This is a genomic window from Agarivorans sp. OAG1, assembly GCF_037076485.1.
In the GTDB taxonomy this organism is placed as follows: Bacteria; Pseudomonadota; Gammaproteobacteria; order Enterobacterales; family Celerinatantimonadaceae; genus Agarivorans; species Agarivorans albus.
Map to the genome: position 1 here is coordinate 4315504 of NZ_AP028990.1, position 12363 is coordinate 4327866.

Consider the following 12363-nt stretch of genomic DNA (forward strand, 5'->3'; position numbering starts at 1 on the left):
CCTTAGTTTCGTGCGGCTATTTGCCAAAATCGCTGCATCAGCGGCTCGTGCAACCTTCTTGATAACATACAGATCCCCAAATCAAAAGGTTCAAGCTCTACCCCTACTGCAATACTTTGAATACGCTCGCGAACTGGGCTGTTATCTACCACTACCTCTGGTGCAATACCCACTCCACTGCCCAAGGCCACCATGCTCACAATCGCTTCATGACCAGCAACCTTGGCATACACATTAGGCGTTATACGCATTGCCTTAAACCAATGATCAATACGTGCTCGTGCTGGGCCATGCTCCGGTAAAATAAAGGGCACTTGATCCCAAGGAATAGGGTTACGCTCTAACAACTTACGCACATTGCACGACACGGTAGGACCAATAATCGATAAAGGAATCTTACTAATACTGGCAAAGGCCATGTTTAAGGGTAGCTGCTCGGGTCGCGCCGCAATAGCAATATCGACCTCACCATTGGCTACCTTATCTACCGCCATAGCAACATCACCCGTGGCCAACTTAATATCGGCATTTGGGCAAGATAAACGGTACTTATCTAAAATGTCTGGCAAGTGGCTATAACTGGCAGTAACCGAACAATATAAGGTGAGTTCACCAGCCAGCTCGCTAGATTGCAAAGATAAATCCATTTGCAACATACGCCATTGCTCTAACCAATTTTCGGCAAAGCTACGAAAACGCTGCCCCGCTTGCGTGAGGTGCACACTACGTTTATCGCGAGTAAACAAGGCACTGCCTAATTCATCCTCAAGCCGCTGAATCACACGGCTTAAGGTAGACGCACTCACATGCATAGACTGGCTAGTTTTAGCAAAGTGCAAGCTGTGGCTTAAATGTAAAAACAGCTCTACGCTTCGAACATCCACGGCATACTCCTTAACTAACTCAGAAAATCACTATTTCACTTTCTGCAATACAATATCCCAAAATCATCATTTTACGCAATGCACCTTTCGGTTTATATTGAGCCCATCACGAGACAGGTATAAAGAAACGCGCTCATAAAAGAAGTGCATCGGGATCTCGTAAACACAACAAAACCATCATCATTTGATTAACGCTATTTTTACGGAGTCGAACATGGCTAATTATTTCAACACCCTAAGCCTACGCCAAAAGCTAGAGCAATTAGGTAAATGTCGTTTTATGGATCGCAGCGAATTTGCTGATGGTTGTAACTTTATTAAAGACTGGAACATCGTAGTTGTTGGTTGTGGTGCTCAAGGCCTAAACCAAGGTCTAAACATGCGTGATTCTGGCCTAAACATTTCTTACGCTTTACGCGATGCTGCTATTAAAGAGAAGCGTGCTTCTTTTGTTCAAGCTACCGACAACGGTTTTAAAGTAGGTACTTACGAAGAGCTTATCCCACAAGCGGATATGGTTCTTAACCTAACTCCAGACAAGCAGCACAGCAACGTTGTTGAAACTGTAATGCCACTTATGAAGCAAGGTTCTACCCTAGCATACTCGCACGGCTTCAACATTGTTGAAGAAGGCATGCAAGTACGTGAAGACATTACCGTAGTAATGGTTGCACCTAAGTGTCCAGGTACTGAAGTACGTGAAGAATACAAACGTGGTTTTGGTGTTCCAACCCTAATCGCTGTTCACCCAGAAAACGACCCTCAAGGTAACGGCCTTGCTATTGCTAAAGCTTACGCTTCTGCAACCGGTGGTGACCGCGCTGGTGTACTAGAGTCTTCTTTCGTAGCTGAAGTTAAATCTGACCTTATGGGTGAGCAAACCATCCTTTGTGGTGTGCTACAAACTGGTGCTATCTTAGGTTACGACAAAATGGTTGCCGAAGGCATTGAGCCAGGTTACGCCGCTAAACTTATCCAGTTTGGTTGGGAAACAGTAACCGAAGCCCTTAAGCACGGTGGCATTACCAACATGGTAGATCGCCTATCTAACCCAGCTAAAATCAAATGTTTCGACCTAGCCGACGAACTTAAAGACCTAATGCGCCCATTGTTTGAAAAGCACATGGACGACATCATTGAAGGTGAGTTCTCATCAACCATGATGAAAGACTGGGCCAACGACGACGTTAACTTGCTTAAGTGGCGTGAAGAAACTGGCGAAAGCGGTTTTGAAAACGCACCAGTATCTGACGTAGAAATCACTGAACAAGAATTCTTCGACAAAGGCATCATCTTAGTTGCACTAGTTAAAGCCGGTGTTGAACTAGCATTCGAAACGATGGTTGCTGCAGGCATCATCGAAGAAAGTGCTTACTACGAGTCACTACACGAGACTCCACTAATTGCTAACACCATTGCCCGTAAGCGTTTATACGAAATGAACGTAGTAATCTCTGATACTGCAGAATACGGTTGTTACCTATTCTCTCACGCTGCTGTGCCACTATTGCGCGACACCGTGAACAACATCAGCCTAGAGTACATCGGTAAAGGTTTTGAAGAGCAAAGCAACGGCGTTGATAACGCTCGCCTAATCGAAGTAAACGAAGCACTACGTAATCACCCTGTAGAAGTAGTAGGTAAGAAACTACGCGGCTACATGACTGACATGAAGAAAATCGCCGTAGGTGGTTAATCTTCTCGCTTTTGGCTAATGACGATTAGCTAATGGTGGAATTAGAAAGCCCTGAGCAATGCTCAGGGCTTTTTTGTTTTGTATTAATTGGCATTAGCTAAAAGCTTTCGCGCTCAGCGCCATTCAGCCTATCTGCAGCTAAGGCGAAACCCGCACGACCAATACGCCACGATGTGTAACCTGAGTTGCAATCTAAAAGCAGAGCTTTCGCCTGCGGCGACGTCATTAAGCTTTGAGCGAGTGAAGCTCAACGAAGCAAAAAGAAAACTCGCCCTGCATTATCTTCTCCTTGCGTTGCTCGTACCCAAGTGCGTCGAAAAACTCGCTGCGCTCAAACAGGTTTCGACTTCATCACTTGGCCACTTGCGCTACTCAGCGATAATGGAGGATCTGAGAGCAGCCCCTCAGACAATACCTAACAACAATATAAACACCTTAAACTTATGATAACTTTACTCAATAAGAGTTTACGGAGTGAGTTAAGTGGCAGATAAAAAATATAGCTTTGATTGGAGTACCCCTTTAACAAAGGAAAATGATGGAGAGTTTTCTGCCGACAAACTTAATCGTGCAACTTATGCAAATTTCCTCACGAACTTCTTAATTGCCCAAGCTAAAAGTGGCTATGTACTCAACCTCAACTCTAGCTGGGGAACAGGTAAAACCTACTTCCTAAAACGTTGGCAAGCTTCTATAGAAGAACACCACCCAACGGTTTACATAGACGCCTGGAAACAAGATTTTTCTGATGACCCAATGATGACAGTTGTGTCGTCAATTACTGCTCAACTTCGTGACCAATCACAAGATAAAGACGAGCAAGCGATTAGAAAGATAGGGAGTAAAGCGTGGGGCTTTTGCAAACATGCCGCGCCAGAGATAACCAAGGCTGTAATCAAAAAAGTTAGTGGTATAAACGTCGATGAAATACTAGAAAAAGATTCTGAAGAAGATCCGTGCAAGAGCGATGAGTTTGCAGAAGCCACCGGTAAAGTTGTCGCGGCTATGTTTAAAGACCACGAACAAAAACTTAAAAGTATTGAAGACTTTAAAAAAAGCATCACTGCTTTTATTGGTTCTGCGAAAGGCTGTTCAGGTAAACAAAACCCTACTTTTATTTTTGTAGATGAGTTAGACCGTTGCCGCCCTTCCTACGCAGTAGAAATGTTAGAGGTAATCAAACACTTCTTCGACATGCCAAACGTAATCTTTGTAGTAGCAACCGACACCGAGCAACTGCAACATGCTGTTAAAGCTGTTTATGGGAATGACTTTGACGCCAATGTCTACCTAGGGCGCTTTTTCAAACGCCGCTGCACGCTAAAAGAACAACCTCGCCTAGAGTTTATAGCAAATCATCTTTCATATTTAAGCGAAGAACAAATAGATGAGTTCTTTCCAAAAATTTGGCCTCAACTAGATAACGATAAAGGGTATTTTTTCGAGTTATTAGCGTCCATATCAGATATCTACACTTTGTCGCTACGAGAAACTGAACAGCTAGTAGATAAAATTCTCGCGATCCTAGTGAACCTTAATGAAGAAAAAATCGACTTACTACTTCTTTGCTCACTGATGATTATTCATGACAATCATTACGACTATTATGAATGTGTAATGACTAAAAAAGTACCTAACGGGGGAGCAAAATCTTACTATGACTTGCAAATTATCAATGAATACTTAGGGAAAAATCAGCTGAGGTCCTTGCTCAACATAAAAATAGAACCCGGCAACCTTATGGTTCAACAAGGTAATCTTCAACACCCCGTTAATTTTAAACACGGTAACTATGAAATCAATTACTCCATGTTGCTTTCAAAGCAATTAGAAGCAATTCATGACCCAAGCAGTTTAAAAAACCACCATAGTCAGATCTTCTCGAAAATAAACCGAAATAGGACGTCACAATTAGATCCGATAACTGTTGCTGCCTGTGAGTTTACAGATTTAGAGGCTAGTCATTCAAAGTACAAAGACTGGGTAGAGTTAGCTACCAGTTTTGAATAGCACAATAATCAAATGTTTCAATCCCCATCATCTTCGCCGAGTAGCGCAGCCAATCAGCGATTTAGCCGAGCACTGTTTGAGCGAAGCGAGTTGCGCAGGCGCGTTGCTTGATGAACAATGCAAGGTCTAAAAAGAAATTCTCAGCCAAAATAAACAGCTAGCGCTTATTAATGAAACTCTGTGGCGTTCTACCAAACTCTTGTCGAAATACCTTCACAAAACTACTGACACTTTTGTACCCCAAAGAATGGGCGACTGCGGTGCTACTTTCCCCTTTGCTAAGTAACTCTAAAGAGTTCATTAAACGAAAACGACTGCGCCACTGGCGAAAGGTCATGCCTGTTTCGGCCTTAAAGAGTCGCTCTATGGTTCGCACGCTTGCGCCAACTTGATTAGCAAGGGTAACCAGTGAAGGAGCTTGATTGGGATGTTGAACCATGTAACTAATTAGTTTCACCAAGCGTGGATCGTTACCTGATGGCAGCCTTACTTCAAAGGCTTGTAAGTGTTCTAACTCATCGATTGCAACCAAACCTAATCGCTGGGTGCTTTGCTGATCCATTAACTGCGGCTCTTGTGTTAGGCGCAACACGATTTCCCGCATTAAAGGGCTCATACTCAACATAGCCCCTTGTTGTTCATGCTTGCGAACTGGGTAAGAAGGGTCGATAAATAGGTTACATGTTGTTGCAGCGGTCTCACAACTCACTTGATGGCTTACCCCGCCAGGAATCCATACAGAATGTGTAGAGGGCACAACCCAAACAGCTTGTGCACTAGTAACACGCAATACGCCTTCTACAGCCCATAATAACTGCCCGCGAGGGTGGGAGTGTGGCACTAGCGCAGCCTCAGCAAACATACTCCTAGCATGCGTTAATACTGGCTTACTGGCATCTAACGTGAAGGCACATTCACTTGGCAGCAACATTGTCGCTTCAGGAATAGATTTTGTCACATTACTCACTTAAAACGACAGATCAAATTAGCTATCTTAGAAACCTGAACACATTAAGTTCAAGTTTTATTTCTTACTCGTTAACTGGAAAAGATAAATGGACAGTAATTTCAGTGTTAAACGAGCAGCTCTGCTGTTAGCTTTTGCTGCTGCGCTTTGGATTATGCTATTCCCCTTTGCAGGATACACCGATAAGTTTTCTTATAGCGCAGCGGTGGTAATCGTTACACTGGCCCTATGGAGCACAGGTGCTTTGCCTCCCTTTCTCGCCGGCCTACTATTTTTTGCTTTAACCACGACCTTTAAACTGCTGCCACCAGACATTTTGTTTTCGGGCTTTGGCTCTACCGCAGTATGGTTAGTGGTTTCTGGTTTTGTAATTGGCGCTGCCATTACAAGCTCAGGCTTGGGTAATAAACTAGCTTTAAGCATTGCGCCTCACATAATGTCAAGTTATACACTGCTAATCGCTGGCTTAGTTTTTAGTGCTGCCTTATTGGGTTTTGTTATGCCTTCCTCGGTTGGCCGAGCGGTGGTGCTGATTCCTATAGGAATGGCGCTTGCAGAACATGTAGGCTTTGCTCAAGGCAGCAATGGCCGCCGAGGCATTGCTACCGCTTTAGCACTCGCCTGTAACATGCCTAGCTTTGCAATTTTACCTTCTAATATTCCTAACATGATCTTAGCAGGCTCATCGGAAACGCTATTTGATATTGGTTTTAACTATACCGACTACTTACTGCTTCATTTCCCTATTCTTGGGCTTGTAAAGTCCTTGCTAATTGTGGCGTTGGTGTTGCGTATATTTCCAGCAAGCATCTCAACCAGCCCGTCATTAGATTTGCTGAAATCGGAGCATAACTTCGATAGTAAACAACAGATACGCGTTGCGGTGCTGTTAGGGATAACCTTATTGTTCTGGATTACCGACTCTGTTCACGGCATTAACCCTGCATGGGTAGGTTTATGCACGGCGGTTATTTTGCTTACGCCTCGCTGGGGAGTTGTTAGCCCAAAATTGTTTAATAGCTCGGTAGATTTTGGCACCTTAGTATTTATTGCTGCAGCCTTAGGTTTGGGGGCATTAGTAAACCACTCAGGCTTAGGCGAGCACCTAGGGCAAAGTTTTAGTTACTTACTACCAGCATCCAGTGAAAGCTCGTTTTTACACTTTATGGCGCTGTCACTGATTGCTACTTTTACTGGTTTAGTAACCACCGTTCCCGGAGTGCCTACGGTATTAGCCCCTATGGCAGCCAACTTTGCAGAAGTTAGCGGCTTTAGCATTTCGGCGGTATTAATGACTCAAGTGATTGGTTTTTCTACGGTCATTTTTCCCTATCAGGCTGCGCCGTTAATTGTGGCTATGCAATTGGCCAACGAGGGTTTAAGCGCATTGGTAAAAGTAACGGTCCCACTCACCATCATTACTTTACTTATTTTGGTTCCACTGGATTACTTGTGGTGGCTAGCCTTAGGATGGATTGCTTAAAGCCTGTTTTAGATATAGTACTAGGTGCTTAGTAAGCCTATCTAGCTAACTGAGCATCAAGGGTTATCATCTAAAACGATAGCCCTTGTGAGGAGTTAGCCAAGCAGACATTTACGCGTCAACGACTTACTAGGTAAAGAAAAAACCACACTTACGAAGAACCAAACATGCGTTACCTCTTTTTTGGATCGCGGTTTGCTAGTAATAGCTACTGGTTTAAAGCGCACTAATGATTAGGGTAAAACATTAATCCGCTCTCGCCCATTCGACAAATTCTCCACCACTACTTTCGCGCCAATTGGCTGGCGTTTAGTTTTGGTTTCCAAAATGAATTTTTCACCGTCGTCCATATGAACAACATATTGATAATGCAACTCTTCGGTTTTTGATACTTGGTGCCCAGCAGCGCCACCAGCTACCGCGCCAGCAACAGTGGCCACAGTGTTACCGCGCCCGTCGCCAACTTGGTTGCCTAACAAACCACCAATGGCTGCACCACCAACTGTCGCTAAACCGCTAGATTTAGTTTTAGAAACCGTTTGTTCGCTAATCACTTCCCCGTAAGAGGTGCGTAATACGGTAATCGGCTCAGAGGCACAACCTGCAAGAACAAAGCAGCAAAGAAGCGATAAGATTAAGTTTTTCATGGTGTTAAGAATCTCGTTTTTTTGCCGATTATACCCAAGCCAAAAACCAAGAAAGGCAAACAATAATCATATTTAGCTCACCTAAGCTCAAAACAATAGCAGGCTAGTTTTTACGGCCAATAAGCCTAGTGGTTTAGCCACTTTTTCCGTTTCAGCAAAGGCAAGTTCTATTTGATTGCACAGCGATTACCTAGCCTTTATAAGTACGCGTTTTGTTACTAAAACCCAGTTGACCCTAACTCAGTAATCACTGTCACAAATTCTGTATGACACATAGAAATTATGGGTTTATTGGTTATACCTAAAGTAAGGCTATTTAATAGCGAGACACCATTAGTGCGACTATTATCCAAACGGAAAACAATTCATCTACGCATTGCTTTGGTGTTTGTTCTCTTTAGTTTGTTAATAACATTTTTCTCATCGTTGGTTGGCTGGCATTACCAAAAACTAGCCATCTCATCACTGCTGGATGAGCGCGAGCAACTGGAAGATTTACATACCAGAGAAGCCATTGAAGACATTATCTCTAGCTTTGAAAATACCCTAATCGCTATTAGCTCAAGTGATGCCTTGGACGCGGTATTAACCGCTAACCAAGCAACCACACTTCCCCGCCTTAAACTGCGCCAGCTATTCATAGCCTTAGCCAAGGCGCGACCAGAGCTATTGCAACTGCGTTATATCGACCAGCTTGGTCATGAGCAAGTAAGAGTTAATCACTCCCCGCAAAGTCGCGACTTTCAACTGGTGCTAGATGATCAATTACAAGACAAATCTCAGCGCTATTACTTTCAAGAAACTAAGGCGCTGCTGGAAGGCGAGATTTGGCACTCTCATGTAGACCTAAATTTCGAAAACGGTGAACTACAGCGCCCTCTTCAACCAACTATGCGTGTAGCCACACCGGTTTACGTAAACCAGATGTTTCGCGGCATCATCATCTTGAATATTGACGCCGGCCCACTCATCGAAGCCTTAAAATATTCGTCGGTTTTTTTGGTTAGCCTAATCGACGCTCAAGGTGAGCTTTTAAGTCATCCCGACCCTAGCAAATCTTGGAGCGCTTATTTTCCCGAGCGTGGAGCGTTAAGCGAAGTATACCCAGAGCTAATTGGCGAACTAAGCCCTGCCTTGATGGCAGCCAAACACAGCTATCGTATGGATTTAGAAGACAGCTTTAACAACCAACAGGGTTTGTGGGTGCTTAAACAACCTAAACAACATGCGCTTGAAGAACTCTATAAAAACAGCCGTTATGCGGTGTTAACCAGTACGTTGATTATATTGGTGATAGCTTTACCTTTGGCTTGGCTGGTCTCAATCTACCCGACTAATTTGCAAACCAAGCTGGTTGACACTCTGCATGCGCTACGTGCTAGCCGCAAACTGTTAGACCAACACATTATGTCTAGTACCACAAACTCTAAAGGAGTTATCACCGAGTTTAGTAGCGCCGCAGCCAAAGCCTTTGAAGTGGACAGAAAATCGATGATTGGCAAAACTCACGCGGCAATTCGTCACCCTAGTACTTCAACCAAAGTACATCGAGATCTTTGGGACACCATATTAGCTGGCAAACCTTGGCAGGGAGAGCTAAAAAACCAAACCAGTTCAGGAAAAACCCTTTGGATAGATACCGTGATAACACCAAGAAAAGATAGCCACGGTGAGATTTACGCCTTTACTCAAATCTCTCACGACATTACTTTGCACAAAGCCATGGAAGCCTTAAGCAGCACCGATAGCCTTACCGAGACTCACAACAGAAGAAAGCTCGATCAACTGTTAGAGCAACAAGCTCAACGCTATAAGCGAGCAGATGAAGAATTTGCCATAATCATCATCGATATAGACCACTTCAAACAAATCAATGACATTTATGGCCACCAAGCTGGTGACAAGGTGTTGATAGATGTTGCCGCGAGCCTAAAAGAAACAGTTCGGCAAATAGATGAAGTTGGCCGCTGGGGAGGCGAGGAGTTTTTGGTTGTCTGCCCACTTACCGATCTTGAAGGCGCATACAAATTGGCAGAAAAACTACGCGCCGCTATCGCAACCAAATTGTTTTTACCTGATAAGCAAATCACTGCCAGTTTTGGCGTGGCTCAATACCTCTGTGACGAAGCCACCAACCACTTAGTGCATCGAGCAGATTTAGCCTTATATGAAGCTAAAAGCCAAGGACGAAATAGAGTGACGACCGCTCCACAAGAGCTTGCTGAACAAGTTCAAAACAACCGATAAACCTGCTAGTTTAGTAACGCAGGATATTGATCGGTATACAGCCAATCATTATCACGACGTGGAGCATGACAAGCTTGGCATTGAGCGCGACTTTCGCTCACGTTTACCGTTGGTGTCGCGTCAAACATCGCCCACCCCCAACCTTCACCCCAATGAGGGTTATTAGCAAAACGGCCTTGCGTATCTTTTATCATGACAAAAAATACATCGTTAGCTTGCTGGTGATATACCAAACCAGTGGTTAAACGCTCACTACTGACTAACTTCACGTCTTTCACAAATAAGGTGCCATCGGGCCATTTCCCGGTACTGTTATATGCTTCAACAGCCGCTGCTTGAGTATAAATACCATTCAAATTTTGCACACGCATGGATTCACTCATTACCGCCGTTGTACCTAAATGAACCAGGTTACGCTGAAAATCAGCTGGAAAAGCAATCTCACCCTGCGTACCAACTAACTCAGCGTATACCTGATTTAATGCATAACTATTGGCATTAGCCATTCCGCTAAAACTAATACTCAAACCCAACAGCCCACTAACTATATATTTAAACATGCTTATTCCTCGGCAGTGACCAACACCACAACGCTTAACGATGGCGCTACTATTCCACACCTACTAAAGAAGCTGTAATTATCAGCTTTAAGTTTTACTTACAGGACTGAATTAAGCAGCCCCAAAACAACGGGGCCAGATAAAACCCTCACCAGCGCATTCGTACCAAAGTACGAGAAGAATGATTAGTTAATGATGATTTAACCAGCAAGCCTGTTAGCCATTGCTATATTCAACGTGCTCGCAGCAGTATTAATGGCGAGTTCATCTCAAAAACAATCCAAGGAAGGCAATATGAAAAATAAATCACTAAAAGTGATAGCTGGTTGGGTTTTGCTCTCGGTTTTCAGCTTCGCAGCGCAAGCCGCCGAAGAAGTAAGACTAAAGCATGCTCACTTCACCCCATACTTCGAAAATGGCTTTGATAGCGCCGAATTAGAGGGCGCAATTGAGGTAAAAAACATTGGCCCCAATAAACAGGTTTGGCTGCATTACCAATCATCCAACGGAGAGTGGTTAGATCACCCGGCCTTTTATGTGGGAGCAAGCCATAGCGGCTACGAAAACTTTGCATTTAGGCTGCCACTCGCCGGATCGGTTGCCGCGACCCAATTTGCCATTAAGTATCAGGTAAATGGGCAAACCTACTGGGACAACAACCAGCAACAGAACTACCAGTTTAACGACTACCTGCAAACAAACCTCAGTCATCAAGCAATAGCACTTGATGACGCCTACCGAGCCAGCAGCTTAATCTCTGTTACAGCGCGCGCAAAATCACATAGCGAGCAAGATAAAGTGACCATGGTTTACTCTGACAACAACTGGAAAACCAGTTACCGCCGAGCGCTAAGCTTAAGTCACTTTGTGGCCGACCAACATGGCCTTAGCGGCGTATGGAGTGGCCAACAGTACATCGAATACTACCGACACCTTGAGTTTTATTTAGAGTATAACGATGGACAAAATATCCATATTGATAACTACTACGGCAAAAATTACCGACTGTTTGATACCGGGGAACAAATTGGCCAGGGCCTGCTGTTACAGCGTTACCCACAGGTATATTTTCGTGGTCAACCGAGCGGCTGGAATTCGATTCCGATGACCTTAATCGACGACTACACATGGTCTATAGTGGTGTATTTTGATGGTACCACCGACTTTAAGTTTGACGTCTACGATGACTGGTCACGTAACTTTGGAGACAACAATAACGATGGTATTGTCGACTTAAATGGCGCCAACCTAAAGGTAAACAGCGCAGGCTCTACCAGAATCACCTTTAATAGCCTCACCGGCGCTTACCAAGCAACATTGCTGTATTAATACATCGTAAGCACAAAAAAGCCTCGCTCTAGGGCGAGGCTCTATCATCACTGATTTACCTAGCTGCTAGTTATTTAGCGCTTAACTCAAACCAGTTAATGTTAAACAAATAGCCTGATGAACCTTTAAAGTTAAAGCGTAAGGTTTGCGCACCAGCTTCTAAATTAAGGGTATTTTCTAGGGTAACCCAGTTTTGCCAGCCACCAGTTCCTTTTACTTTTACCGTGGCTTTTTCAGCGTTATTAGCCAGCACAACAAAGCGCCCGCCATTAGTATCACTGGCTACTCGCGCAGAAAACGTGTATTCGCCAGCAGCTGGAACATCGATGGCGTATTCCACCCAATCACCATTTTCAATATAACCAACATTGTTTCCGCCATCGGCATCGGCCGTAGGTTCTGTTTGTACCCCTTGCTGTTGGCTAAAGTTTTCGGCTTTTACTTTAATCGCCGCATTAGCCGCTGTACTTAGGCTAGCCATGGCAACCAGGGCTGATGTCAGCAGTAGATTTTTAATATGCTTAGGTAATACGCTCATTG

At 44.1% G+C, this 12363-nt stretch carries 10 protein-coding genes; 5 read left to right on the top strand and 5 right to left on the bottom strand.

The window, feature by feature from the left end; genetic code table 11:
- Nucleotides 1-2: 2 nt before the first annotated feature.
- Nucleotides 3-884, bottom strand: coding sequence for an HTH-type transcriptional activator IlvY (gene ilvY / locus OAG1_RS19630; RefSeq protein ID WP_220720040.1), 882 nt, complete (start codon nucleotides 882-884; stop codon nucleotides 3-5).
- A 214-nt stretch (nucleotides 885-1098) separates the two neighbouring features.
- Between ilvY and ilvC the strand changes: the two genes are divergently transcribed.
- Nucleotides 1099-2580 (top strand): ketol-acid reductoisomerase, encoded by a 1482-nt coding sequence (gene ilvC, locus OAG1_RS19635; RefSeq protein ID WP_016401927.1) that lies wholly within the window; start codon nucleotides 1099-1101, stop codon nucleotides 2578-2580.
- Nucleotides 2581-3063: 483 nt separating this feature from the next.
- Nucleotides 3064-4590 carry a P-loop NTPase fold protein gene (locus OAG1_RS19640; protein ID WP_338622428.1) on the top strand — a complete coding sequence of 509 codons (1527 nt, stop codon included), beginning with the start codon at nucleotides 3064-3066 and terminating at the stop codon, nucleotides 4588-4590.
- A 157-nt stretch (nucleotides 4591-4747) separates the two neighbouring features.
- On the opposite strand, the gene OAG1_RS19645 is transcribed toward OAG1_RS19640, so the two are convergent.
- The gene (locus OAG1_RS19645; RefSeq protein ID WP_338622429.1) at nucleotides 4748-5548 is read right to left on the bottom strand and encodes a helix-turn-helix transcriptional regulator; all 801 of its coding nucleotides are present in this window, start codon (nucleotides 5546-5548) and stop codon (nucleotides 4748-4750) included.
- Between the two features lie 97 nt (nucleotides 5549-5645).
- On the opposite strand from OAG1_RS19645, the gene OAG1_RS19650 reads away from it, so the two are divergent.
- Nucleotides 5646-7040, top strand: coding sequence for an SLC13 family permease (locus OAG1_RS19650; protein WP_338622430.1), 1395 nt, complete (start codon nucleotides 5646-5648; stop codon nucleotides 7038-7040).
- A 233-nt stretch (nucleotides 7041-7273) separates the two neighbouring features.
- On the opposite strand, the gene OAG1_RS19655 is transcribed toward OAG1_RS19650, so the two are convergent.
- Nucleotides 7274-7687: a glycine zipper 2TM domain-containing protein gene (locus OAG1_RS19655; protein WP_338622431.1), complete on the bottom strand. Its 414-nt coding sequence runs from the start codon at nucleotides 7685-7687 to the stop codon at nucleotides 7274-7276.
- A gap of 336 nt (nucleotides 7688-8023) precedes the next feature.
- Here OAG1_RS19655 and OAG1_RS19660 point away from each other — a divergent pair, with 336 nt between their 5' ends.
- Nucleotides 8024-9934: a diguanylate cyclase gene (locus OAG1_RS19660; protein WP_338622432.1), complete on the top strand. Its 1911-nt coding sequence runs from the start codon at nucleotides 8024-8026 to the stop codon at nucleotides 9932-9934.
- 5 nt (nucleotides 9935-9939) lie between these two features.
- Here the strand turns inward: OAG1_RS19660 and OAG1_RS19665 are convergent, their stop codons facing one another.
- A complete protein-coding gene (locus tag OAG1_RS19665; protein WP_338622433.1) occupies nucleotides 9940-10494 on the bottom strand; it encodes a cytochrome P460 family protein in 555 nt (184 codons plus the stop codon).
- Nucleotides 10495-10788: 294 nt separating this feature from the next.
- On the opposite strand from OAG1_RS19665, the gene OAG1_RS19670 reads away from it, so the two are divergent.
- Complete coding sequence (locus OAG1_RS19670; protein WP_338622434.1) at nucleotides 10789-11823, top strand: hypothetical protein; 1035 nt, start codon at nucleotides 10789-10791, stop codon at nucleotides 11821-11823.
- A gap of 70 nt (nucleotides 11824-11893) precedes the next feature.
- Here the strand turns inward: OAG1_RS19670 and OAG1_RS19675 are convergent, their stop codons facing one another.
- Nucleotides 11894-12361 (bottom strand): carbohydrate-binding protein, encoded by a 468-nt coding sequence (locus tag OAG1_RS19675; RefSeq protein ID WP_016401933.1) that lies wholly within the window; start codon nucleotides 12359-12361, stop codon nucleotides 11894-11896.
- Between the last annotated feature and the right edge of the window lie 2 nt (nucleotides 12362-12363).